This is a genomic window from Ruegeria sp. I3, assembly GCF_056532525.1.
In genome coordinates, this window is the sequence record NZ_JBQFNI010000003.1 from 409,157 (window position 1) to 434,240 (window position 25,084).

A 25,084-nucleotide genomic window follows, 5' to 3' on the forward strand; every position below is an offset into this window, starting at 1 on the left:
CTTTGATTTAGTTGCTTGGTCATCCCGATTTCTTGCGCCGCGCCATGTCGGCATAGACGGCCAGAATGATGATCGCGCCGGTGACAACGGTCTGCCATTCCTGCGCGACTGACAGCACGCGCAATCCGTTGGTCAGTACAGCCATGATCAGGGCGCCGATCAACGTGCCCAGGATCGTGCCGCGCCCACCGGACAAAGACGTGCCACCGATCACTACGGCTGCGATCGCCTCCAATTCGTATCCCAAACCCAATGCCGGTTGCGCCGAGTTCAGGCGCGAGGCGATCAGGATACCGGCGATGCCGCAGATCGCTCCGGCCAGCGCATAAATGCGCATCTTCCACATGTCGGTGTTCACGCCTGACAGACGCACCGCTTCCTCGTTAGAGCCAAGCGCAAAGGCGTAACGACCCAGAACTGTGCGCCCCAGAATGTACGAAGCCGCGATGGCCACCAGGAACAGGATCAGCACACCGTTGGGGATGGGCAGTGACGGGAAAACCTCACCGATCAGCGACCCGCGCGAGATCTGGTCAAAGCCCGGCGTGTCATTGAAGTAGATTGGCCGTGTCCCAGAGATCACCAGCGACAGGCCTTTGAGAATCAGCATCATCCCAAGTGTGGCGATGAAGGGCGGGATTTTCATCTTGGCGACGAAAGTACCGGAGCAAAGCCCGCAGAATGCTCCAGCTGCAATGGCTGCGGCCACGCCTAACAGCAACGGCATTCCCAAATATGTCAGCACCACGCCGGCGATCACCGCGCAAAAGGTCATCAGTGTGCCGACAGACAGGTCGATCCCACCGGTGATGATAACCAGTGTCGCGGCGACGGCCAGAACGCCATTGACCGATGTCGCCTGTAGGATGGCAATCATGTTCGACGTCTGCATGAAGTTGGGTGAAGCAATGGAAAAACCGATTAGCAGAACGATCAAACTGGCAAAGGCCAACAGCTTTTGATACGCGCCGCTGTCCGCAAGACCCGAGAGTGGCTTTTTCTTTTCGATGTCGGTTGCTGTGGTCATTGGACTGTCCCTGTTACCTGCATCGCCGCTGCACGTTGCGTGGCCAGATGCATGATGTCTTCCTGAGTGGTGTCTTTTCCGCCGGGCAAAATGCCGGTCAGCCGCCCTTCGCACATCACGGCGATGCGATGGCTGAGGCGCATGATTTCGGGCAGTTCAGACGAGATCACGATGATCGTCTTGCCCTGCCCTGCCAGTTCTTCCAGCAACTTGTAAATCTCGGATTTCGCGCCGACGTCGATACCGCGGGTCGGTTCGTCAAAGATCAGAATATCGCAGTCGCGCAGCAGCCATTTGGCGATGACAACCTTCTGCTGATTGCCGCCTGACAGTAGGCGAACCTCCTGCACATCCGATGGCGTTCTAATGCCCAATTGCTGGATGTAGCTTTTGGCGGTGTCGCTGATTTCACCATCGTGCAGAACCCCGCCTGCGCCGGTGAATAGGTCCATCGAGGCAAGCGCGATGTTGTCGCGTACATTCATACCAGTGGCGAGACCGAAATGCTTTCGGTCCTCGGACAAGTATCCAATCCCCGCTTTGACGGCGTCGGTGGGTGATTTGATCGACACCACCTGACCATGTACCCGGATTTCGCCGCAATCCTTGGGATCGGCCCCGAAGATAGCCCGTGCAACCTCTGTACGACCTGCGCCCATCAGACCGGCAAATCCCAGAATTTCACCCTTTTGGACCGAGAAACTGACGTCCTGAATTTCGTTGCTCCGGCTCAGCCCGGTGACTTGCAAAGACATCTCCGCATCACCCAGGTCGGGCACGTCCAGCGGTTCTTCCTTGACCTCTCGGCCCACCATCATGGCGATGATCTGGCTGATCGGGGTTTCAGCAGCCCCAACTGTTCCGACATATTCCCCATCGCGCATAACCGTCACGCGATCCGAGATCTGCTTCAGCTCGTCCATCTTGTGGCTAATGTAAACGATGCCTACACCTTCAGCCTTAAGGCGGCGGATGATCACGAACAGCTCAGCAATCTCGGCGTCATTCAGGGCCGCTGTTGGCTCGTCCATGATGAGCACCTTGGACCGAAAGGACAGTGCCTTGGCGATCTCGACCATTTGCTGTTTTGCGATGGTCAGGCTGCCAACCAACGCCTTGGGATCAAGGCTGAGGTTCATCGAAGCAAAGATTTCGGCAGTCTGCGCATTCAGCGCCGCCTCGTCCAAACGGCCAAAGCTCTTACGCGGTTCGCGTCCGATAAAAATGTTCTGGGCTACAGTCAGGTCGTTCATCAGGCTCAGTTCCTGATGGATGATCCCAATACCTAGATCCTGCGCCTCGCGCGGGGTTGTCGGGCTGACTTCGCGCCCTTCGATCTTCAAGGTCCCGCCGTCACGTTGATAAATACCCGACAGGATTTTCATCAACGTACTTTTGCCGGCACCGTTCTCGCCCATCAGCGCGTGAACTTCACCCGGTTCAAGATCGAATTGCACGGATTTCAGCGCGTGCACGCCGGGGAAAAACTTATCAATCCCCGTCATTTCGACCAGTCTATTTTTGTTGCCTCCCATTTGCCCCTCTCCCCTTGGGCCAACGCGGTTTACATCACCGCACCAATTTGCCAGGGGACGAATTCAACGCCCCCAAATCCAAGTTCCTCGCTTTTGGTTTTCTTGCCTGAGGCGACACGGATCAGTATTTCGAACAGTTCTTCGCCCTTGCTCTCGATGCTGATCCCGTCTGTCACGATGTCACCGCAGTTCAGATCCATATCCTCGGCCATGCGGGCATACATTTCGGAATTGGTGGCCAGCTTGATGCAGGGCGTTGGCTGATATCCAGACACCGAACCGCGCCCGGTGGTAAACACAATCAGGTTCGCACCCGAAGCGACTTGCCCGGTGACCGAACACGGATCAAAACCGGGGCTGTCCATGAAGACAAACCCGCTCTTGTCGATCATCTCACCGAATTTGTAGACGTCTCGCAGTGGCGCGGTGCCTCCCTTAGCTACGGCACCAAGCGATTTCTCAAGAATGGTTGTGAGCCCCCCGCGCTTGTTGCCTGGGCTTGGGTTGTTGTCCATCTCACCGCCGTTTCGGGCCGTGTAGTCCTCCCACCAGTGGATGCGTTCGATCAGTTTTTCACCCACCTCAACAGTCTCGGCCCGCCGGGTCAGCAGGTGTTCGGCACCGTAGATTTCCGAGGTTTCCGACAGGATCGTTGTTCCTCCATGGCGCACAAGTAAATCCGACGCATACCCCACCGCCGGGTTCGCGGTTATCCCAGAATACCCGTCCGAGCCGCCGCATTGCATACCGACCGTGATGGCACTGATCGGAGCCGGAGCGCGTTCGGCTTGATTGGCCAGATGGGCGATGCCGCGCAACTCCGCCAGCCCCCGTTCGATAGTGCGGCGTGTTCCGCCCTCGTTCTGAATGGTCATGTAACGCAGCGCACCGTCAGCGCGGATTGGTCGACCGCCGACAAGATCTGCCACCTGCATGACTTCGCAGCCCAGACCGATCAGCAGAATACCCCCGAAATTCGGATGCTGTGCATAGCCGGCCAACGTCCGAAACAGGGTAGCATAGCCCTCATCCTTGCTGGACATTCCACATCCGGTCCCGTGCACAATCGGGACCACACCGTCAACATTGGGATAGCTTTCCAACAACCCGGTCTTTTCCGCTGCGTCGGCGATAAAACGCGCTACTGAACCCGAGCAGTTCACGGTGGTTAGAATCCCGATGTAGTTTCGGGTTCCCACTTTACCGTCAGATCGATGGTATCCGTCGAATGTACGCTTTTCAGTCAAAACAGGCAGCGGGGTGTTGGCGCTGGCATGCGCATAATCCTGCTGATGCGCCCCCATGCCAAGGTTGTGCACATGGATATGTTCGCCAGGCGCTATATCGCATTTGGCCTGCCCGATGATCTGACCGTAGCGGACAATATTCTCGCCAGTTTGGATTGATGACACGGCAAGCTTGTGACCGCGGGTAACGGGCGCAGCCAATTGCACGGGAACATGTGCCGGCTGCTCACCCGCTTGCAAGTCACGCAAAGCAATAACGATGTTGTCCTGCGGATTTAGCTTCACGACATCGCGAGCCGCCTCTTCCAAAACGTTTATGCTGCCGTTCGCTCGCATCTCTTCTCCACTTGCTTGGTCAATGTTGCTAAATCCAATATCTCTACTTGTCAACTAACATGTTAGAATGCTAACTTATGCAGTATGAACAAACACCAAGATATTGATGCCGAACTGTTGCCCGAGATCACAACGATCGAAGGACCGCTCGCTCAGCGGGTTCACCACTCATTGAAGCAGGCGATTCTCTCACTGGATTTCCCACCCGGAGCGAACCTCAGGAAGGCACCTGTGTGTGAAAGATTGGGTGTGTCGCGCGCACCTGTGGCCGATGCGATCGCGCGTTTGGCCTCGGAAGGTCTGGTGGATGTAGTGCCGCAATCAGGCACTCGCGTATCCTACTTTTCGATGGACGAGATCCGCGAAGGCGTATTCCTGCGTGAAGCGCTTGAACTTGCAACTGTCGCCAAAGTCGCGCGCGACATAACCGACGTTCAGCGTAAAAGGTTAAGCCGCAACATGCGTCTGCAGGAACTGTTGATTATGGATGATGATATCCCAGGCTTTTATCAGGCTGATGAAGAGTTCCACAGTCTTCTGATGGAATTTACAGGCTTCCGCCGCCTCGCCGACGTTGCCCAAACCGTTTCCTTACAGGTCAGTCGCGCACGCATGCTATTGCTGCCCACCCCTGGCCGGATCGCTGAAACACTGGCAGAACACAGGGCCATTTTCGAGGCAATCAGCAATCGCGACGAACAGGCCGCGCAGGTCGCTATGCGCGCCCACCTCGGGCAGTTGATGCCGCGCATTGAGCAGTTGGAGCAACTGAAGCCGCATCTGTTCAACCTCACCCCACAGCTGAATAGCGAGGCAGGATGACCGTTTCCCAAACAGAATTACTGAACAACCGGACCACGCGGCCCGTTCCCCTGACCCGCATGGGGTTCGGTGGGGCACCATTGGGGAACCTGTACCGAAAAGTCTCGGACGAGGACGCGCAGGCGGCATTGCAGACCGCTTTTGACGCAGGCATCCGGTTTTTCGACACAGCGCCGCAATACGGGCTTGGCCGATCAGAGCATCGGTTTGGGCAGGCGATTGGTCGGTTCGGGCGCGAAAACATCCAGCTTTCAACCAAGATCGGTCGCCTGTTACTGGATTGCGAACCGCATGAAGTAACGCCCGAAGCTTTCGTCGATGTACCGCAGAAACGGATCGTGTTTGACTATACCTATGACGGCGTAATGCGGTCTTACGAGGCAAGCCGCAACAGGATCGGTGTCGCCAATTCTGACATTCTTCTGGTCCATGATGTCTGTGTCTTCAGCCAAGGCAGCCAAGAGGTTTCGGACGCCAAGGTGCGTGAACTGTTTGATGGCGGAGGTTACAAGGCTTTGACCGAGCTGCGCGATGCGGGTGAAATCGCAGCAATCGGCGCAGGTGTAAACGAATGGCAGGTTTGCGAGAAACTTCTTGGGCTGGGCGACTTCGACGGGTTCCTTTTGGCTGGGCGCTATACATTGCTTGAACAAGAGGCCCTCGACAGTTTCCTGCCACTCTGCGACCAGCGCGATGTCGGAATCATCCTCGGAGGACCTTACAATTCAGGCATTCTCGCGACCGGAGCAGTGCCCGGCGCCAAGTACAATTATGCTGACGCGCCCGAAGACATTCTGGACCGGGTTCGCAAAATCGAAGCCGTTTGCGCGGCGCACGACACTCCGTTGATTGCTGCAGCACTGCAATTTGTTCTGGGTCATCCTTGCGTCAAAACAGTAGTTCCCGGAGCCGTAAACGCATCCGAAGTCCAATCCAATGTGGCATTGATGGAGCGTGACATTCCCCCGGGCCTGTGGGCGGACCTACGATCCGAAGGTCTGATCCGACCGGATGCGCCTCTGCCAAGCGAGACTGCAGATGCTGCGTAACATCGATCCGATCCTGTCGCCGGAGTTGCTTTTCACCCTCAGGGCCATGGGCCACGGGGATGAGATTGTTATCGCAGATGCGAATTTTCCGGGCACCAGCATGGGACTAGACTGCATCAGGGCCGATGGGTCTACAGCCAGTGAAATGTTGAAGGCCGTACTTTCTGTGATGCCTTTGGATACGTTCGTTCCTGATCCGGCGTTGACCATGCAGGTTGTCGGCGACGCAGAGGCGGTTCCCGACGCAGTCGCGGACTTTCAACGCATCATCGACACGACCGCCGACAACCCGGCCAAAGTTCAGGGCTTGGAACGGTTTGCATTCTACGAGCGTGCGGCCAACGCGTTTGCCATCGTTCAAACGGGCGAACGCAGGCTTTATGGCAACATCATCCTGAAAAAGGGTGTGATCGCATGAGGATCGACGCGCATCAGCATTTCTGGGCTTTGGCGCGTTGCGACTATGGCTGGCTGACGCCCGATCTGGATACGATCTACCGGGATTTCACGCCGGACGATCTAATGCCCCTGCTTAAGGCTGCCGGGATCGATGGCACAGTCCTTGTCCAGGCGGCGCCCACTGTGGCTGAGACGGAATACATGCTCTCGCTGGCCGACCAGAATGCGTTTATCAAAGGTGTTGTCGGCTGGGTTGATTTTGAAGCCGATGATGTTGGCTCACAGATTTCTGCGTTAGACGCCCACCCGGCACTAGTTGGCCTTCGCCCGATGATACAGGACATCGCTGACCCTTTTTGGATGCTCGGCGACACGCTGACACCAGCTTTTGAGGCTGTCCAACAGCATGACCTTACATTCGATGCGTTGACCGTGCCCCAACATCTGGGCCCGCTCAGGCAACTTCTTGAACGTCACCCCGATATGCGCGTTGTCATCGACCATGGATCGAAACCGTTGATCAAAGACGCAATCCTGTATGATTGGGCTGACAACATGGCGGCCTTGGCTCGGGATACAAACGCATGGTGCAAGCTGTCCGGCCTCGTGACCGAGGCTGCCGCAGATTGGACGATCGAAGACCTACGCCCCTATGTGGACCACCTGCTAAACACCTTCGGCCCGTCGCGTCTGATCTGGGGCAGCGATTGGCCGGTTTGCACCTTGGCCAGCAGTTACGAGCACTGGTGTGAAACCACCGACGCGCTGCTGATCCAGTTGAGCAACACAGAACGCCAGGCGATCTTGGGGGGTAACACCGCCCGAGCCTATAACCTCAGGGGCTGAAATGACTTTATCTACATTAGAACCAAACGGGCTGTGGCTCGGGCGTGTTGAGCGTGCTGGGGTCGGACCCATCGTGGTCACCCTGCGCAATGGGCAGGTTATCGACATTACGTCGAAAACGGCGCCAACCGTCCGGGACATTCTGGAACGCGAAGATTCGGCAGACTATGTGCGCAACGCGAAAGGTGAAGAAATCGGCCCTTTGGACGCCGACCACCAATGGCTCGCGCCGTGCGACCTTCAGGCGGTTAAGGCCTGTGGTGTTACATTTGCGGGCTCCATGGTCGAACGCGTGATCGAGGAACAGGCCGCAGGCGATCCTGCCAAAGCCGACGCGATCCGGGCGCGCATCGGAGACCGGATCGGCGACAGCCTTTCGAACATCGTGCCGGGATCAAACGCCGCCGCAGATGTCAAAGAAGCATTAATCGCCGAAGGCCTCTGGAGCCAGTATCTGGAAGTCGGGATCGGCCCCGATGCCGAGGTGTTCTCCAAAGCACAAGTTTTGTCTTCGGTCGGGTTTGGTTCAGAAATCGGTCTTCACCCGATTTCGACCTGGAACAACCCCGAGCCCGAAGTCGTTCTGGCCGTTACTTCTAAGGGCGAGATTAAGGGCGCTACGCTGGGGAACGACGTCAACCTGCGTGACGTTGAAGGTCGTTCGGCTTTATTGCTGAGCAAAGCAAAGGACAACAATGCCTCTTGCGCGATCGGACCAATGATCCGGTTGTTCGATGATGGGTTCACACTGGACGATGTACGCCAGGCTGAACTTGCGCTGACCGTGACCGGATCGGATGGATTTGTGCTGAACGGAAGCTCATCTATGTCCCAGATCAGTCGCGATCCTGCAGACCTTGTGAAGCAGACTATCGGGCGCCATCACCAATATCCTGATGGGCTGATGCTTTTCCTTGGCACCCTGTTCGCCCCGACCCAAGACCGTGACACACCTGGCGGTGGGTTCACTCACAAAATTGGCGATGTCGTCACTATCTCCAATACGCGCCTTGGAGCGCTGACAAACACCGTGCGCCTGTCGACGGAATGCCCCGAATGGACCTTTGGGGCATCACACCTGATGCGAAACCTCGCCCATCGCGGCCTGCTGTAAGAGAGAACGAATATGTTGACCGGAAAACACCTGATAGCTGGCGAATGGATCGGCGCAGACACCACTTTTGCGTCAGAACCAGCGCATGGACCAAGCCATGACTTTTCTGTGGGGACAGCGGCGATGATTGATAACGCGGTGGAGGCAGCAGAGTCGGCATTTGCCACTTTCGGGTGGTCCTCTCGTACCGAACGTGCCGCGCTGTTGCGCAAGATCGCAGATGAGATTGATGCCCGCGGGGATGCCATCACCGAAATCGGCACTCAGGAAACCGGCTTGCCCGAGGCGCGCCTGCAGGGGGAACGTGGCCGTACCGTCGGCCAGCTGCGCCTCTTCGCCGATCACATCGAAGCGGGTAATTATCTGGACATGCGCCATGACCCGGCCATGCCGGATCGTACACCCCTGCCCCGCCCCGACTTGCGCATGATCCAGCGCCCGCTGGGTCCTGTTGCGGTGTTCGGCGCGTCGAACTTCCCATTGGCCTTCTCGGTTGCTGGGGGCGATACCGCCGCGGCACTGGCCGCAGGATGTCCGGTTGTCGTTAAAGGCCATTCGGCCCATCCCGGCACGGGCGAGATCGTGGCGCAGGCCATCGACGCCGCCATCAAGGCGACCGGAGTTCATCCCGGAGTGTTTTCATTGGTACAGGGTGGCAAACGGGATGTGGGCACGCGATTGGTGCAACATCCCTTGATCCGGGCGGTTGGCTTTACGGGCAGCCTCGGAGGTGGACGGGCGCTGTTCGATTTATGCGCGCAACGCGATGAACCCATTCCGTTTTTTGGCGAACTGGGTTCAGTCAATCCGATGTTCATACTGCCGCAAGCGGCGGCCGCGCGCGGTGCTGAAATCGGCAATGGCTGGGCCGCGTCCCTAACCATGGGCGCTGGACAGTTCTGCACCAACCCCGGTATCGCCGTGATCATCGACGGTCCTGATGCTGACGCGTTTCAAGCAGCGGCAGAGGCTGGCCTGTCTTCGGTGGCCGAGCAGACAATGCTGACCGATGGAATTGCGGAGGCATACCGAAACGGAGTTTCGCGTGTAGCTGCTGGTACCGGTGTATCGAAGATTATCGGCACAAGCTGCAAGTCACGCGATGCGGCCCCATACCTGTTCACTGTTTCAGGTGATGACTGGCTCGCCAATCGGAAGCTGCAAGAAGAAGTCTTCGGACCATTGGGCATCATCGTACGCGTGAACGACAGCTCTCAGATGCAACAGATCGCGCGGGCCATCGAAGGGCAGTTGACCTGCACACTACATCTGGACGCTGGCGACAAACCCGACGCTCAGGCACTGCTACCGCTGCTTGAACGAAAGGCTGGGCGATTGTTGGCCAACAGCTTTCCGACCGGGGTCGAAGTTTGCGATAGCATGGTTCACGGAGGCCCCTACCCCGCCTCAACCAACTTTGGCGCAACATCCGTGGGAACATTGTCGATACGCCGTTTCCTGCGGCCGGTTTGTTATCAGGACATCCCATCCGAGCTTCTACCCGAGATATTGTGAGGTTGTTCATGTCGACAATCAACCCATCCAACCGGCTTGCAGATAAGACCGCTCTCATCACAGCAGCTGGCCAAGGCATTGGCCGTGCAACCGCCGAATTGTTCGCTGCCGAAGGCGCACGGGTGATAGCCAGCGACATCAACGATGCTGCGCTTGCCGAATTGGGCGGTATTCCGGGTATCGAACCGCTGCAACTGGACGTAATGGACGATAAGGCCGTTACAGATGCAGCGGTCAATCTGCCGCAACTGGACATTCTGTTTAACTGCGCAGGTTATGTAGCGGGGGGATCAATTCTTGAATGCACTGAAAAGGATTGGGATTTCAGCTTTGACCTCAACGTAAAGGCCATGTTCAGACTGATCCAACTGACTCTACCCGGAATGCTGAAAGCAGGCGGAGGATCGATCATCAATATGTCGTCGGTCGCATCGTCCATGAAAGGCGTGCCCAACCGATTTGCGTATTGCGCGTCAAAAGCAGCGGTGATTGGCCTGACCAAGTCTGTGGCAGCCGATTTTGTGACCCAGGGCATTCGGTGCAACGCGATTTGTCCAGGTACGGTGGACAGCCCCAGCCTGCATGACCGGCTTCGCACCACCGGGGATTATGAGCAGGCAATGACTGATTTCATCGCCCGTCAACCGATGGGCCGTATTGGCACAGCGGAAGAGATCGCTGAACTGGCTCTGTATTTGGCCAGTGATGCCAGCAAATACACTTCGGGCCAGCCCTTTGCCATAGATGGCGGCTGGACGATCTGAGCAGGAAGGACCTGACAATGAAACTACTACGCTATGGTCCGAAGGGCGCTGAGAAACCCGGCATTTTGGCCTCAGACGGCTCGGTTCGCGACCTTTCCGGTGTGGTGGATGATATCTCGGGCGATACTCTTGGCGATGTCGTTCTTGAAAAGCTCCGCGCACTAGATTTGGCCAGCCTGCCATTGGTAGACAGCAACCCGCGCATCGGTCCTTGCGTTGGCAATGTTGGAAAGTTCATATGCATTGGCCTGAATTATGCCGATCACGCAGCAGAAAGCGGCATGGAATTGCCTGCTGAGCCCGTGATCTTCTTCAAAGCCACCTCGGCCATCGCCGGCCCCGACGATACCGTAGAAATCCCGCGCGGATCGGTCAAAACCGATTGGGAAGTTGAGCTGGGAGTTGTTATCGGCAAAGAGGCCAAATATGTCTCTGAGGCGGAAGCCATAGACCACGTCGCCGGCTACTGCGTGGTGAACGATTTGTCAGAACGTGACTTTCAGCTTCATCGCTCTGGCCAATGGGTCAAAGGAAAGTCTGCGGACACGTTCGGCCCAATTGGCCCCTGGCTGGTAACACGAGACGAAGTCCCCGACCCGCAGAACCTTCCGATGTATCTTGAGGTAAACGGGCACCGATATCAGGACGGATCAACCAAAACGATGCATTTTGGCGTAGCGACGGTCATCTCGCATCTGTCGCAATTTATGTCTTTGCAACCCGGTGACGTAATTTCTACAGGCACACCCCCGGGTGTTGGTATGGGACAGAACCCGCAGACCTACTTGAATCCCGGCGACAAAATGGAGCTTGGTATTCAGGGTCTGGGCACGCAACGTCAGAACGTCATCCAGGGATGAGAGCGCGCTGTTGGCGAATGCCATATGTAGCCTTGAAGCAACAAAAGTAAGCGAGAAGGTTTTGTCTCAGATAACGCCGCCCGTATACTGATTATCTATCAGGCCAGTATATATTCTTATAGGCGCTTCTCGCGCGATTAATCCGGTATTTGTAGTATCGGATCAGGTTACCGAACATCTTTCTGGTTGCTTCGGGCGTTTCAATACTGAGAAGAGTCATTGTTTTTTTAGCAAGCTTTAACAAAGCCTGTCCTTAAATCACGATTCAGCAGGCCCCTAAGCCGGCTAGATGGGGCGCCTTCGCATTAAAGTAGGCAGACCGATACAGCTCTTAATAATACTTATTAAAGTATTTTGCACACTACGCCCAAATGACCTTCTACTCGGTCAATCATTCAACCCATCGCCGCCCTTTCTTTGGCAAGCCACAGCGCAATCATATCCATCATTGATAGGTGCTCACGGCCAATCCGTTATATGCTCACGCGCCTCGAATATGTTTCGGTACGCTATGTTGGTCTTCCCATTGAAATGTAGTGCCGGGGCGCTCGAAGATAGAAGCGATCGCGTCGTCCCTGCCCTGCCGCGAAAACTGTGTATCTGTTCAGCCGCGACTAACTACATAAATTGTAGATTATCTGCCCTAGTTCCATATCAATACGTTAAGAAACCTTCTACTGATGGCCTGAACTTTTAGTCGTCAACTCTGCTCGGAACATACCTGCCCGAACTACAAAACAAGAATTTGAGGCCGGGCGGTAAAAGCTAAGCGTTTAGATGGTCTCCCAGGGTACCGTATTACACGATTGGTCTGTTTGTGCAAAAAAACGGCGCTGAAATTAACCAGCGCCGCGCTTCGGATCTATCTCGCTAAGCCCGTCTTACCCGTGGGTAAGATCGTCTTCTTCTCGCAGATCCTCGATCAAGGTGGCCACAGCACGTTCTAATTTAGCCCTATCGACACGGGTAAAATCGAGATCATAGCGAAGTTCGATCCTTCCGCTGGATGCAGAACACTTTGCAATCCCTGCCCTGCCCCTTACCTGAAACGTTGTCTTCGCGCGGCGTGGTTTACCAACGGCTTCAGCCTTTGGCTTGGCGGCGGTCGCATTTTCGATTGTGAGAAAATCGCGAAGAATGGCCACTTCGCGCACGCTGTCGCGATTTGGTTCATTCACCAAAGCCGTACTGACTTGTCGGATCAATCCGGGATCAGAGTCGAGCTTTCGTTTGAGCTCAACACCCACATTCCGTGGAATATCGTTTGGGTGCATAAGAACCTTTTCCAACATGGCCAGCAAACTCGCAAACGCCCGAATATAGCTGCGCTTGGTATAGCTTGCAGATTTGAACAAGGTTGAAACCGCTTTGTCGACATCCGGACAATCATTGGCGAGATCTTCCGCATAGGCACGCGCAAGCGCGCCCATTTCCGCAAACGAGATATCCTTTCGGATCAGGTTTTCATCGACCATGCGACGATAGCTATCATCCAGCTCTGCAACGTCAGAAACACCGGCCGGAATCGTCGCAAATCGCGCGTCGCCAGTTTCCTCAAGTAATGCGCGAAATGCCGATAATCTGCGCATTCCTTGAATTAACTCAAAGCGTCCATCGTTGCGACGCTCGACCCGAATCGGGTTCGAAAGACCCACATCCTGAATGGAAGCCTTCAACTCATCCAACTCAGGATCAGGGCCAGGCTTGCGGTCGCGCGTCAGGCGCTCGGTAACAACATCCGCCAATGCGATCTGTTCAGTAACATACCCTTCTGAACGTAGTCGTACAAGCTCGTGCGCTAACCTGTCATTTTCGACTCTGATTGCATCTTCGGTAGTTTGCTGGTCGCGTAGCGCATTAGCGTTCTCGGAGATTGCAGTAGCCATTGGTCCGCGCCTTTTCTCAAGCGCTTTATCCGGAACCTTGCCAACCGGGATTTCTTCCATCGCTGGCATATCGATATCGAACATTCTGCGTTTTCGGCTCATACGTCATCCTCCAGCTTGTCCCAGGCCGATAGCATGACGCCCCGGAATTCATCATAAACATTATCAAATGTCGAACGCGCGCGACGCCAAGTTTCCCTCGTCATCTCACGGTAATCCATCTCATAAACTGAACTCAGGAACCGACCAGATTGCTCGACCGCACGCGTCATCTCGACCGGGTGCTCGGCGAGGTGCTCACCAAAGACTTTGCGGAATGCGTCATACATCGCTGTGTGCAGTGCATTCCCCGGTTCGTAGCGCGTAAGCAAAAACCGAATTTCGCAGAATGTCTTGGGTAAACCAATCTTACCCGTGGGTAAGGTCTTGTCGAAACCATAGGCCAGATCTTCGAGGGCTTCAGCCAACTGTCCAATGAATGAGGTGGTTGAATCGTATTCCCAGTATCCGGGCCCCGACGGGATATACAACATGTCTGCTGCGAACACCGCATTCATCGATTGGTATCCTATCGCAGGCGGGCAATCGAACAGGATCAGGTCATAAGCATCATTCGGTATTTGATCCAGATAGCGGGACACAGCTGCAAAAAAAGACCACTCAGGATTCAGGTGCCGATATTGTGCTGATGCGAATTCGACGAAAGCAGCGTTGGCGCAAGAAGGGATCGCATCAATCGTTGACCATGAGGTCTGCTTGATAAAATCAGAAATGCGCAGTTCGCCGAGGCCCATATCCGTTATAGAAGGTGGTAATTCTCGGCGGGGCAGGGCGGTTCCTGACTCCGCAGCCGCAGGGCGGTTATTCATGCGCTCGGTTTCACGGATCAGATCCCGCGCCATGATACCCCAGACGGTGAAATCTTCAGCGACATCGGTCAGACCCATCGAATGGCTGAGCGTCGCCTGAGGGTCAAAATCCACCACTAATACTCGGTAGCCGTCCAGAGCAGCGGCGTGCGCAAGATGCAACGCCACGGTCGACTTGCCGGCCCCCCCTTTGAAATTGGCAACAGCGGCCCGAACCGCCCGCTTGCCCGCAGGGCGTGGGGGAGTGAGCGCTTTGCGATTAACCTTAAGCCGCCGCCTGAGCTCATTTACCTCTTCCAGACTAAACCAACGCTGCCGCCCATCAGGCTCGACCTCGCCTCCCGGCAATGAAGGATCGGCGGCCAGCTTTCCTCGGAAAGTCGATTGGTTCACCTTAAAGATCAGTTCGGACACCTCCCAGCTTGAGAACCGCCTTAGCGTCTTCTCCATCTCAGGGCTGAAAGTCTGCTGGCGAATCCAGCCCTGCAATTTCAGGGACTGGGTGCGCAATGCATTCAGGTCTTCGTGCGTGTACATGCCTCAGTTCTCATTCTTCTGGACGTTATTTTTCTCTCTTTTGTTATTTACGCCCGATTTGCATATTTGGCAAAAGAAATTATTGTAAGGTTGTGATGTTACCCACGGGTAAGAAAATATGGCCGTATCTAGTGCTGACCGATTCGGAACGCTGCTGCTCTCTGCAATCGTCCTGACTTCGGATATCCTACCAGATTTAGGGGGACACAACTCAAGCAAATACGGCATATAGGGGGACATTATTACTCTATAAGGGGACACCCTGTATGCCCCCCATCACCATAAATTCACCTATTTCTTTTATTTTTTGATGGCGAATAGCAGCTATCAAATAGCGTGATCTCAACGAACTCTTGACAGAATCGAAGTATTGGACGCTAATCAGTGAACAATCACGAAAAGCGTTGGGAAACGGCGCGATTACGGCGGGATCAGCCCGCATGAGGCAATAAAAGAGCGGTGAGGAAACGGATGCAGGTTGCGAAACCGGTCGGGCGAAATGCGCCTGCACTGAAGTACGATATCTTGTCGGCGCTCGCCGTTCACGCCTTATCAGGTGACAAGCATCGTCATCGCAGTGTTCTTCGCATCATGACATTAATTACCACGCGCTATAACTGGCGCTCCAATGAACTGTCGATTGGCCGGGAAGAGATCGCTCGGTTGTGGTCCGTGAACGAACGCACAGTTAAACGTGAGATGGCTAAGCTGCGCAGCGCAGGCTGGATTGCGGTCAAACGACCCGCCGCTCGGGGTCGGGTTGCGGTTTATGAACTCGACCTCAAGCAGATCATGCTGGACACAATGGAAGCCTGGCCCGTGATCGGAACGGATTTCCAGGAACGAATGCAGCAGAAGCCAGAGCGCGATACCAATGTTGTGCCATTTCAGTCAAAGCCATCGATTCCGCCGCCACAGGGTGAAGACGTTTGGGCACAGGTTCAATCGATCCTACATGAGCGTGACCCAGAACTTTGGTCCAGTTGGTTCAAGCATCTGAACGAAACTGAAAGGGCAGGGGGCCTGGCGACGCTGATTGCGCCAACGCGTTTCATGGCGGATTACATTGCACAGAAATGGTCGGGGAGGGTTTTGGCCGCTTATTCACGTGTAGACCCTTCGGTTCGAACAATTCGCATTGAAGCGGCAGAATAGGGCGCGGGCTTGCTCAACTGGCAACAGGCGACTATCTAGCGGAAACTGTTTATGAGCGCGTCAGATGTGACAAAGCTCAATCCTGATCACAGTGGACATGTGCATTGCAAAAGATCAAATCAAAATTTGCGGCTGTATTGAGTGATTCCGTCCTGTGGCGACTTCTCTCCGAGAATATGCGCGAGCAAGCGGTACCTTATACGATCGCGATCATCGCGATGGTATTTGTTGCGGCAACAACCGCGGGTATCGCCTTTATCATGCGCGATGTTGTGGATTCGCTGTTTGACAGTGAAAACTCAGCCAAGATTTTTGGCGTTTCGATGACCGTGTTCACGATCTTCCTGGTCAAAGGCATTGCAACCTACGTCCAGATTGTGGCCCTTACGCGTGCCGGGAACCGGATTGTCTCGAAACAACAGATCAAGCTTTACGATAAGCTTTTGCGGCAGGGTGTTTCATTCTTCAACCTGACAGAAAGCTCGGATTTGTTGTTGAAGGTGACACAAACGGCCCAGGCAGCGCGTACGGTGATTGAGATAATGGTGACCACGGCAGTTCGCGATATGCTGACCCTGATCGGTCTGCTGGCTGTTATGTTCTATCAGCAACCCATATTATCCCTTTTTACCCTGATCGTCGGCCCGCTGGCGGTTTTAGGGATCAGGATACTGCTCAGAAAGATTCGCGAGATTGCAGATATGGAACTGCAATCGATGGGCGCGATCATGAAAGTCATTCAGGAAACCTCGTCTGGCATTCGCGTGGTTAAGACTTTCGGGTTGGAAGAGCGCATGGCCAATAAGATGAACTCGGCCGTGAAAAGCGTCGAGAAGCGGCGCAATAAGCTTGCGCGTTTGCAAGCTGCGACGAGCCCGCTGACGGATATCCTGGCCGGGTTTGCAATTGCCTCGGTCATCGGGTTGAGCGCTGGTAAGCTGTTTGGCGCTGCAGCGTCCACTCCGGGTGAACTGATGTCGTTCGTGACCGCTGTGATGATGGCCTACGAGCCCGCGAAGCGCCTGACGAAGGTGCGGGTGAAGATGGAGTTGGGTCTGCGCCGGGTGCAGATGTTGTTCAATATGTTGGACGAGCCTGAAACTCTGCCGGAAGAGGCCAATCCCAAAAGCCTGCCTGATGGTCCGCGAGAGGTGGTGTTCGACGACGTCACTTTCGGCTACCGTCGTCGCGATCCGATCCTGAAAGGGCTTTCGTTGACGTTCGAAGCTGGCAAGACCACCGCTCTGGTTGGTCTGTCCGGCGGCGGCAAGTCGACCATTTTGAATTTGGCCCTGCGCCTTTATGACCCGACCAGTGGTTCGGTATCGATCGATGGTCAGGATATCAAATACGCCTCGTTCAAATCACTGCGCCAGAACATGTCGTTCGTCGGGCAAGAGACGTTTCTGTTTTCGGCCTCAATCGCCGACAACATCCGATTTGGCCGTGAGGGTGCCTCGCAAGACGATGTGATCGAGGCTGCCAAGGCCGCGAATGCCTATGACTTCATCATGTCGCTTGAGAAAGGCTTTGACACTCTGGTTGGTGAAAATGGTGCCTTCCTGTCCGGTGGTCAAAAACAGCGCCTTGCGATTGCGCGCGCGCTTTTGCGCGACAGCCCGATCCTGCTGCTGGACGAACCGACAAGTGCGCTGGACTCGCGGTCGGAACATCTGGTTCAGGAGGCATTGGGCCGCCTGACCGAAGGGCGTACGACAATCATCGTGGCTCACAGGCTTTCAACCATCATGCATGCGGACAAGATCGTGGTGATTGAGGCTGGTGAAGTTCTTGAGCAGGGCAGCGCCCAACAGTTGCTGAAGAAACCGGGGCCATTCAAAACCCTGTATGACCATCAGTACTCGAACGCCGTCAATGCCGGATGATCCCGACGTGATCCAACGGCCTGACATTACACCGGCGCGTTCGCCCCTGAGCGCGTCAGTGATCATCCCGACCTATCAAAGCTGGGACCAATTGCAGCTTTGTCTGGATGGGCTCGCCTCTCAGACACTGAACACAAACCAGTTCGAGATACTTGCAGTCAACAATGACCCGACCGACCCCATGCCCAACGGGTTTCGCCTGCCCGCCAACGCCCGCATTCTAAGTGAGGCAAAACCCGGCTCATACGCAGCGCGCAACCGAGGAATCGAAGAAGCCGCCTCGGAGCTGCTGTTTTTCACCGACTCCGATTGTCAGCCTGACCCGCTCTATCTAGAGGCCGGGTTGAAAATAGCCGAAGACCACCCCGAGGTTAATCGCTTTGGCGGCAATGTTGTGCTGATCCCGAACGGGCAGGATTGGAAGACGACCGAACTATATGATGTTCATTTGGGGTTAGAGCAAAAAAAATGGGTGGAACGGGGGCGTGCGGTTACGGCCAATCTGATCGTACGGCGGGAGCTTATGGATCGCATCGGTCGGTTCAACGACACGGTGTTGTCCGGCGGGGACATGGAATGGAATGATCGTGCTCAATCTGCGGGCGAAGCGATTGTGTTTGCCGAAGACGCCATCGTCCGTCATCCGGCGCGCGACAGTCTTGGGGATCACATCACCAAAGCCCGTCGTATTGAGGGAGCTAGGCTGCGCCGCAATGCCAAGCGCGGCATCGTAAATTACATCCCGCCTGTGCAGAAATTGATCCCTTCCTTCAAGACGTTGAAAAACCTTCTGAGGAACCAGGACCTTTCAACCAAACAGGCCTTTGGTGTGTGGGGCGTTCACTATGTGATCCGCGTTGCAAAAATTACGGAAACCATTCGACTTCTCTGGATGCGGAGGCCTGACCAGCGGAAGTAGTGGCCACTGGCAATGATAAACCACCTTCAGACCATGACGCTACGCGTTCTGGTTCGGTTTAATTCAAGTTGATCCTTAAGGTAGGACTCTTGGACAAGTGACTGCGGCACACTTTGTGTTCGCCGCTCGACCAATTAGCTTTGTTTAACATGACGCTCTGGAAATCAATGTACTCTAGCATTGAGCTCTTTCATCACAGCTGGTGGCACGATTAAATTCGATCTCCGCGTTCGCGTATACCGATGGTCAGTACTTTGTTCATATCTGATCACGCTGATCCAGGTACCGATTGCACAGGGAGTTGACCGTTGCGTGCAGGATGATGGTAAGTACCGCCAACACAATCAGCGCGGCGAACATCAGGTCGGTTTTGGCACGGCCATTGGCCAACAACATCAGATATCCCAGCCCACGCGACGCTCCGACCCATTCACCGATGACGGCACCGATGGGAGCATAGACAGCAGCCAGACGCAGGCCGCTGGCAAATCCGGGCAGAGCAGATGGAATACGGATGTGCCACATTACTCGGGCGGGCGACGCCCCCATGACCCGAGCCAGATCCAGCCAGTCGCGATTACTGCGCATCAGTGCATCAAAGAAAGACGAAGTGACCGGGAAATAAATGATCAGCAGCGCCATGGCGATTTTGGCCTCGAGCCCGAAGCCAAGCCACAGGGTCAGAATCGGTGCCAGAGCAAAGACGGGGATGGTCTGGGAAAACACCAAAATTGGTCGCACCAGCGCGCGTGCTAGCGGTGAGGCGGCAAGGCCGATGGCCGACAGCCCGCCCAGCACTGCGCCAAGGGCCAGCCCGATCAGCACTTCGGTCGCGGTGACCAGCCCATGCTCCAGCAGAAGGTTGCGGCTGTTCCAAATGGTTTCGGAAACCAGCGCTGGCGGGGGCAAGATAAAACGCGGCAAGCCGGTGGCCCAAACCACCAGTTGCCAAAGCGCTACTGCCATTGCGGTGGCGGCGATACCCGCACGCCAACCTGTCATCGGGCTACCGGGAAGCCTGCCCATGCGGCATCGAAAAAGGCACGCTCAAGGGCGACGGCCTTGCCGAAGGTTGCAGCGACCTCGGCCTGTGCCTGGTCCGAAAGGGTCGGCCAGATCGCGTCCAATTGCTCACGCAGATAGGCCACCACACTTTCGAACCCGTCGCCTGAGTGCAGAGTGATCCATTCCCCCAGCCAGAACGGCAGATCTTCGGCGCGGGCTTCGACCGGGCTGGCCCAATCCAGATAGACCCATTCCGCGACCACCAACACCGCCAGCATCCGCTCGTAGCGCCCGGATGTGCGGGCTTCGTCCATCAGGGCCTGAAACGCCAGGGTTTCGGGTGCGGCTTCGCTTGCCTGGGGCACGTCCAGCGCGTCTAATGCACGCAGGAAGTACGTGTTCTCTGGCCCGCAGATCTGGCCCAGAAAGCGCGCGCCCGGCACAGCATCGGCGAGGTTGGGTGCATGCGCCACTGCTGAGGCCAGCAGACGCACGAAGCCTTCCACGAAAAGGTAATCCTGCTGTAAATAGCCAGCCATTTTGCCGTGATCGAGCATTCCGGTTGCCAGCGCATTGGTAAAGTCATGTGTCGTGGCCGCTGTCCAGTTGTTCTGGTTCAGCGCCCTGAGAGTTTCGCTTGCGCTCATCTGTTCGTCCTGAGTTGTTGAAGCAGCGCGGCCTGGATGCCCAGCACGCCCGGATCATCAACAGGGCGCGGGATGCTGCCCATTGGAGTTTCGACCGGGTGCAGCCCGTCGCGCGTCATGATCATGATGTTCTGCCCCAGCCGCGCCACTTCGGCCGGGTCATGGGTGATAAGCAGCACCGTACGTCCCTTCAGCAGCTGTGCGGTGAGGTCCTGCATATGCACCCGAGTCAGGGCATCAAGGGCGGAAAAAGGTTCGTCCAGCAGCACAATGGGGCGGTCTTCCATCAGGGTTCGGGCCAAGGCCACGCGCTGTCTCTGCCCACCGGAGAGCTCTCCCGGTTTCTTGTCTAGATGCGCGCCTAGCCCAACTTGCTCCAGCACGTGCTCGGCTCGATCCCGGTCAAGCGTCTCGCCGCGCAATCGTGCCCCTATTGCCACATTGTCGAGCGCTGATAGCCAAGGCAGCAACAAATCACTCTGCGCCATTAGGGCCACCCGCCCGGCCAGCGCGCCACCGTCCGAGGCCCAGATTTCACCGTCCAAAGAAACATGGTCTCCCAGTCCGGCCAGCAGCTTGAGCACTGTGGATTTGCCCACACCACTGGCCCCCAGAAGACAGGTCCACCGCCCTGCATCAAGTCGCAGATCAATGCCGTGCGCGATGGATGTGTCGCCAATCGACAGTGATCCGCGCAGATATAGGGCGGGGGCCGGGCTCATGGCTGCGATGCCATGCCCCAAAAGCCGACCTCAAGCTCGGTCGCCTTGTGGAAGCGGTCGCAAAGATTTGCCCAACGTGGGCAGTTTTGCGGGTCATCCCCGATTCGCCGCGCTACCACGCCATCGATCAGCGCGCCAACATCGCAGCAGACCTGTTGGTAATCTTCCCCGCCATAAGTGTTGATCCAATCGGCATAGGTTTCCGAGGTCTTTGTCGCCGAAAGCTCCGCCCCGATCACACCATAGCCCATGACGCAGGGGGCCAGTGTGGCCAGCAGATCAAGCATATCCCCTGAATGCCCGGCATCCAGCACATAGCGTGTATAGGCAAGATTAGCCTGACGCTCTTGCGTTGCAATAAGTTCTTCCTCGGAAATCCCAGCCTCGGCGCAGATGCCGATATGCAGGGCAAGCTCGTCATTGATCAGTGCATTCACTGTCCCCGCGGCGAGGCGCATATCCGCGACGGTCTCGGCCTTGGTCACCACCAGCGCCCAAGCGCGGGCGAAATGGATCAAAAAAACGTAGTCCTGTTTGAGATAATGCAAAAACGCCGCGCGCGGGAGGGTTCCATCACCCATGCCCCGCACGAATGCGTGGCGGGTATAGGCAGGCCAGGTTTCCCCGGCCGCCGCTCGCCACGCCTCAAATGAGGTGCCGTAGTTCATTGTGCCCCCAGATCGACCGCGATTTTCGATACTGGGCGGGTGCCCTCGACTAGGCCGCTTTTGGCCAGAAATTCCTCGAAGCGGATATAACGGCCTTCGTCCAGCGCCTCAGGACGCAAGGCAAAGCGGGGTAGGGTGTCGACCCAAGCCTTTGCATTCAGCTCGTCGTCCAGCTCTTCCGCGTAGCTTTTGAAAACCTCCCAGCTTTCATCCGGGTTGTTGACGATGTATTGCGTGGCCAGCTCGGTGGCGCGCAGGAAGCGGCGCACCTTGTCCTTGTCCATCAGCTCGGGGTTGGCGACATAGATCAACTCGTCGTATGTTGGCACCCCTTCTTCTTCGACATAGAAGCATCGGCCTTCGGCGCCTTCGATTTCCATCTGATTCAGCTCAAAATTGCGATAGGCACCTATCACCGCATCGACCTGCCCCGACATGACCGAGGGGCTGAGCGAGAAGTTGACGTTGATCATCTCGATCTCGTCCAGCGCGACGCCGTGCTTGCCCAGCATGGCACTCAGCACCGCTTCTTCTACGCCGGCAACTGAGAACCCGATCTTGCCGCCCTTTAGCTGGCTGATTTCCTGGATTGGGCCGTCCTTCAGCGTCAAAAGGCAGCTGAGAGGTGTCGCCACTAACGTGCCGACACGCATGAGCGGCAGACCTTCGGCTACCTGGAGGTGCTGGTTTGGTTGATAGCTCACGGCAATGTCACCCTGCCCAGCGGCCACCAGTTTCGGTGGGGCCGAGGGATCAGCAGGCGGCACAATCTCGACCTCAAGATTCTGGTCTGCGAAATAACCTTTTTGCTGCGCTACGATGATCGGACCGTGATCAGGGTTTACGAACCAATCCAGCAGCAGAGTCATCTTGTCTTGTGCCAGCGTCGGTGTAGCCATCAGCATCGCCGCTACGGTCAGAAAATGTTTCAATTCGGTTTCCTCGTTTCAGTTGTTGTCACCAAGGGCCAGAAGCTTGATTTCGGGCCCGTTTTTCGTGGAAATCCGCATCGCCGCCTGCCAGGCCCGAAGACCGGAACGGCAGGCAAGGATGAGGCGTCTGTTGTTTTGCAAAAGGGGGTCACGCGGATCGATTTCATCGACACTGAGACGCTGAGCCCCGGCCAGCTCCGGGCCAGTTTCATCTGCGGCGCGTAGGTCGATTACCAGATCGTCGGCCCGAAGCATCTCTTGCGCTATGAAGTCCGGCTCTGGTGCGGGATCCGGCGCGCCGTCAAAGCGAAAACCGCCAAAGCGCATGCTGGTGGCCTCATAGGTCACCAGACGCCCCATTGGCGTAAGGTCCCCGCTCAGCACCGCAACCGCGATCTGCGCTTGCAGACTGCCGATCATACCCACCGTCGGGCCAAGCACGCCATCGGCGTCACAGGAACCCAGCCTTGCAGGCAGATCCGGGAACAGCGCGCGCAGACCCGGAGCCTTGTGGCAGAAGCCCCCGACATAGCCCTCCGAGCCCACCACGCTGGCGCTGATCAGCGGCAAATCGGCATCAAGGCAAACATCCGAGGCCACATAGCTGGCGGCAAAACTGTCGGCACAATCCAGCACCAGATTGATGCCCTGACAAAGTTGCGAGGCATTGGCCGGATCAAAGCGGGTTTCGACCGGTTCGATCCGCACCTCATCATTCAGCGCCATCATTTCACGTGCTGCCACCTGCACTTTGGATTGCCCTATGTCGCGTTCACGGAACAGCGTTTGGCGGTGCAGGTTCGACAGGCTGATCTTGTCAGCATCAACCAAACGGATACGTCCCACACCGGCCCCGACCAGATATTGCAGCACTGGTGCGGCAAGCCCTCCTGCGCCAATCACCAGTACATGCGCGGTGCGCAGGTTTTCCTGCCCCGACGCGCCAAAGCCAAGTACAGCAATCTGGCGTGCATAGCGGCTCATAGGCAGATCCTTAGCCATTCGCGTACACGGGCTTCTGGGTCGTCCTTCAAGGTGATGTCGGTCACGGCGGACACGATGTCGGCCCCGGCGGCGAACGCACCCTGCGCGCGCTCGACCGACATGCCACCTATCGCCACAAGCGGAATAGGTCCGATCCGCGCCTTCCAGTCGGTCAGCTTTTCGACACCCTGCTGGTGCCATTTCATCTTTTTAAGAATGGTCGGATGAACGGGCCCGAGTGCCACATAGTCAGGCCGCAAAGCCAGCGCACGCTTAAGCTCTGCTTCGTCATGGGTTGAGACTCCAAGTTTCAATCCAGCAGCTCGGATCGCGTCAAGGTCAGCGGTATCCAGATCTTCCTGCCCTAGGTGCACCCAGTCGCAGTCTAGCTCAATCGCCAGTTCCCAATAGTCATTGACCACCAACAGCGCGCCGTGGTCGCGGCACAAATCCCGCGCCTCCGCCAACTGCGCGCGCACCGCATCCAGGGGATGTTCCTTGATGCGCAGCTGCACCAACCGCACCCCGAGCGGCAGCATTCGGCGCAGCCATGAGATGTCATCGAAGATCGGGTAGAACGACGGCAAGATCACAACATGGCCTTTCCAAAAACAGGGGTCGAGGGCGCGGCCATGTCGCGTGGTTCCATCGCATCGGCACCGAAGGCCAAAGCCCCCGCTTCGACCGCGCGCGCAAACGCTTCGGCCATCGCCGCCGGATCACCTGCCTTAGCGACCGCCGTGTTCAGCAGCACCGCGTCATAGCCGATTTCGATGGCCTGTGCCGCCTGCGACGGCAGACCCAGCCCTGCATCGACCACCAGAGGCACCTCGGGGAAATGAGCCCGGACCGAGCGCAGGCCGTAGAGATTATTCAGCCCCAATCCGGTGCCGATCGGCGCACCCCAGGGCATCAGTACCCGGCAGCCTGCCTCGATCAGTTTCTCGCACAGCACCAGATCTTCGGTGCAATAGGGGAAGACGTCGAACCCTTCGTCGGCAAGGATGCGCGCCGCCTCCACAAGGCCGAACGGGTCGGGCTGCAGTGTATCGGCATGGCCGATCACTTCAAGCTTGATCCAGTTGGTCTCAAACAGTTCGCGCGCCATCTGCGCCGTGGTGACCGCTTCGCGTACCGAGTGGCACCCGGCGGTATTGGGCAACACCGCGACACCCAAATCACGGATCAGAGACCAGAAATCCTGCCCGGCCCTTTCACCACCCGCCTCGCGACGCAGCGACACCGTGGCAATGCCTGCGCCCGAACGTCGAAACGCATCGGCGAGCACTGCGGGCGACGGATACTGCGCGGTGCCCAACATCAGGCGCGACGCTATTTCCTTGCCGTAGAATTCCGGCAT

The 25,084-nt window shown here is 56.5% G+C and carries 24 protein-coding genes; 11 read left to right on the forward strand and 13 right to left on the reverse strand.

Features of this window, described 5'->3' with window-relative positions; translation table 11 throughout:
* Positions 1 to 19: 19 nt before the first annotated feature.
* Genes ACR0L9_RS10405 through ACR0L9_RS10415 form a run of 3 tightly spaced genes read right to left on the reverse strand, consistent with a single transcriptional unit; the run spans position 20 to position 4,145 of the window.
* On the reverse strand, positions 20 to 1,027 hold the full coding sequence (locus tag ACR0L9_RS10405; RefSeq protein WP_480895582.1) for an ABC transporter permease: 1,008 nt from the start codon (positions 1,025 to 1,027) through the stop codon (positions 20 to 22).
* Positions 1,024 to 2,562, reverse strand: coding sequence for a sugar ABC transporter ATP-binding protein (locus tag ACR0L9_RS10410; protein ID WP_480895583.1), 1,539 nt, complete (start codon positions 2,560 to 2,562; stop codon positions 1,024 to 1,026). Before ACR0L9_RS10410 ends, ACR0L9_RS10405 begins: the two co-directional genes overlap by 4 nt.
* 29 nt (positions 2,563 to 2,591) lie before the next feature.
* Positions 2,592 to 4,145 (reverse strand): UxaA family hydrolase, encoded by a 1,554-nt coding sequence (locus ACR0L9_RS10415; protein ID WP_480895584.1) that lies wholly within the window; start codon positions 4,143 to 4,145, stop codon positions 2,592 to 2,594.
* An 84-nt stretch (positions 4,146 to 4,229) separates the two neighbouring features.
* On the opposite strand from ACR0L9_RS10415, the gene ACR0L9_RS10420 reads away from it, so the two are divergent.
* Genes ACR0L9_RS10420 through ACR0L9_RS10455 form a run of 8 tightly spaced genes read left to right on the forward strand, consistent with a single transcriptional unit; the run spans position 4,230 to position 11,514 of the window.
* Positions 4,230 to 4,967, forward strand: a complete 738-nt coding sequence (locus tag ACR0L9_RS10420; RefSeq protein WP_170394143.1) for a GntR family transcriptional regulator — start codon at positions 4,230 to 4,232, stop codon at positions 4,965 to 4,967.
* Positions 4,964 to 6,016, forward strand: a complete 1,053-nt coding sequence (locus tag ACR0L9_RS10425) for an aldo/keto reductase (protein ID WP_480895585.1) — start codon at positions 4,964 to 4,966, stop codon at positions 6,014 to 6,016. The genes ACR0L9_RS10420 and ACR0L9_RS10425 overlap by 4 nt, the downstream gene beginning before the upstream one ends.
* Positions 6,006 to 6,434, forward strand: a complete 429-nt coding sequence (locus tag ACR0L9_RS10430; RefSeq protein WP_480895586.1) for an RbsD/FucU family protein — start codon at positions 6,006 to 6,008, stop codon at positions 6,432 to 6,434. The genes ACR0L9_RS10425 and ACR0L9_RS10430 overlap by 11 nt, the downstream gene beginning before the upstream one ends.
* On the forward strand, positions 6,431 to 7,261 hold the full coding sequence (locus tag ACR0L9_RS10435) for an amidohydrolase family protein (RefSeq protein ID WP_480895587.1): 831 nt from the start codon (positions 6,431 to 6,433) through the stop codon (positions 7,259 to 7,261). Before ACR0L9_RS10430 ends, ACR0L9_RS10435 begins: the two co-directional genes overlap by 4 nt.
* 1 nt (position 7,262) lies before the next feature.
* Positions 7,263 to 8,375 (forward strand): fumarylacetoacetate hydrolase family protein, encoded by a 1,113-nt coding sequence (locus ACR0L9_RS10440; RefSeq protein ID WP_480895588.1) that lies wholly within the window; start codon positions 7,263 to 7,265, stop codon positions 8,373 to 8,375.
* A gap of 12 nt (positions 8,376 to 8,387) precedes the next feature.
* Positions 8,388 to 9,890 carry an aldehyde dehydrogenase (NADP(+)) gene (locus ACR0L9_RS10445; protein ID WP_170394153.1) on the forward strand — a complete coding sequence of 501 codons (1,503 nt, stop codon included), beginning with the start codon at positions 8,388 to 8,390 and terminating at the stop codon, positions 9,888 to 9,890.
* Positions 9,891 to 9,898: 8 nt separating this feature from the next.
* Entirely contained in the window at positions 9,899 to 10,654 is a 756-nt protein-coding gene (locus tag ACR0L9_RS10450; protein WP_223118551.1) for an SDR family oxidoreductase, read from the forward strand.
* A 17-nt stretch (positions 10,655 to 10,671) separates the two neighbouring features.
* On the forward strand, positions 10,672 to 11,514 hold the full coding sequence (locus tag ACR0L9_RS10455; protein WP_170423108.1) for a fumarylacetoacetate hydrolase family protein: 843 nt from the start codon (positions 10,672 to 10,674) through the stop codon (positions 11,512 to 11,514).
* An 881-nt stretch (positions 11,515 to 12,395) separates the two neighbouring features.
* Here the strand turns inward: ACR0L9_RS10455 and ACR0L9_RS10460 are convergent.
* Positions 12,396 to 13,502, reverse strand: coding sequence for a ParB/RepB/Spo0J family partition protein (locus ACR0L9_RS10460; protein ID WP_480895589.1), 1,107 nt, complete (start codon positions 13,500 to 13,502; stop codon positions 12,396 to 12,398).
* Positions 13,499 to 14,806 (reverse strand): AAA family ATPase, encoded by a 1,308-nt coding sequence (locus ACR0L9_RS10465; protein ID WP_170423104.1) that lies wholly within the window; start codon positions 14,804 to 14,806, stop codon positions 13,499 to 13,501. The genes ACR0L9_RS10460 and ACR0L9_RS10465 overlap by 4 nt, the downstream gene beginning before the upstream one ends.
* A gap of 471 nt (positions 14,807 to 15,277) precedes the next feature.
* On the opposite strand from ACR0L9_RS10465, the gene ACR0L9_RS10470 reads away from it, so the two are divergent.
* From ACR0L9_RS10470 to ACR0L9_RS10480, 3 genes are all read left to right on the forward strand, one after another.
* Entirely contained in the window at positions 15,278 to 15,961 is a 684-nt protein-coding gene (locus ACR0L9_RS10470) for a DnaA N-terminal domain-containing protein (RefSeq protein WP_480895590.1), read from the forward strand.
* Between the two features lie 137 nt (positions 15,962 to 16,098).
* Entirely contained in the window at positions 16,099 to 17,847 is a 1,749-nt protein-coding gene (locus tag ACR0L9_RS10475; protein ID WP_480895591.1) for an ABC transporter ATP-binding protein, read from the forward strand.
* A complete protein-coding gene (locus ACR0L9_RS10480; RefSeq protein WP_480895592.1) occupies positions 17,810 to 18,766 on the forward strand; it encodes a glycosyltransferase family 2 protein in 957 nt (318 codons plus the stop codon). The genes ACR0L9_RS10475 and ACR0L9_RS10480 overlap by 38 nt, the downstream gene beginning before the upstream one ends.
* Before the next feature lie 258 nt (positions 18,767 to 19,024).
* Here ACR0L9_RS10480 and ACR0L9_RS10485 read toward each other — a convergent pair whose 3' ends face one another.
* Genes ACR0L9_RS10485 through ACR0L9_RS10520 form a run of 8 tightly spaced genes read right to left on the reverse strand, consistent with a single transcriptional unit; the run spans position 19,025 to position 25,084 of the window.
* A complete protein-coding gene (locus tag ACR0L9_RS10485) occupies positions 19,025 to 19,768 on the reverse strand; it encodes an ABC transporter permease (protein ID WP_480895593.1) in 744 nt (247 codons plus the stop codon).
* The gene (locus tag ACR0L9_RS10490; protein ID WP_480895594.1) at positions 19,765 to 20,418 is read right to left on the reverse strand and encodes a TenA family protein; all 654 of its coding nucleotides are present in this window, start codon (positions 20,416 to 20,418) and stop codon (positions 19,765 to 19,767) included. Before ACR0L9_RS10490 ends, ACR0L9_RS10485 begins: the two co-directional genes overlap by 4 nt.
* Positions 20,415 to 21,140 carry an ABC transporter ATP-binding protein gene (locus ACR0L9_RS10495; protein ID WP_480895595.1) on the reverse strand — a complete coding sequence of 242 codons (726 nt, stop codon included), beginning with the start codon at positions 21,138 to 21,140 and terminating at the stop codon, positions 20,415 to 20,417. The genes ACR0L9_RS10490 and ACR0L9_RS10495 overlap by 4 nt, the downstream gene beginning before the upstream one ends.
* The gene (tenA, locus tag ACR0L9_RS10500) at positions 21,137 to 21,808 is read right to left on the reverse strand and encodes a thiaminase II (protein WP_223118545.1); all 672 of its coding nucleotides are present in this window, start codon (positions 21,806 to 21,808) and stop codon (positions 21,137 to 21,139) included. The genes ACR0L9_RS10495 and tenA overlap by 4 nt, the downstream gene beginning before the upstream one ends.
* Positions 21,805 to 22,713 carry an ABC transporter substrate-binding protein gene (locus ACR0L9_RS10505; protein WP_480895761.1) on the reverse strand — a complete coding sequence of 303 codons (909 nt, stop codon included), beginning with the start codon at positions 22,711 to 22,713 and terminating at the stop codon, positions 21,805 to 21,807. The genes tenA and ACR0L9_RS10505 overlap by 4 nt, the downstream gene beginning before the upstream one ends.
* Positions 22,714 to 22,755: 42 nt before the next feature.
* Positions 22,756 to 23,724 carry a HesA/MoeB/ThiF family protein gene (locus ACR0L9_RS10510; protein ID WP_170395061.1) on the reverse strand — a complete coding sequence of 323 codons (969 nt, stop codon included), beginning with the start codon at positions 23,722 to 23,724 and terminating at the stop codon, positions 22,756 to 22,758.
* Positions 23,721 to 24,317 carry a thiamine phosphate synthase gene (locus tag ACR0L9_RS10515; RefSeq protein WP_170465689.1) on the reverse strand — a complete coding sequence of 199 codons (597 nt, stop codon included), beginning with the start codon at positions 24,315 to 24,317 and terminating at the stop codon, positions 23,721 to 23,723. The genes ACR0L9_RS10510 and ACR0L9_RS10515 overlap by 4 nt, the downstream gene beginning before the upstream one ends.
* Positions 24,314 to 25,084, reverse strand: coding sequence for a thiazole synthase (locus tag ACR0L9_RS10520; RefSeq protein ID WP_480895596.1), 771 nt, complete (start codon positions 25,082 to 25,084; stop codon positions 24,314 to 24,316). The genes ACR0L9_RS10515 and ACR0L9_RS10520 overlap by 4 nt, the downstream gene beginning before the upstream one ends.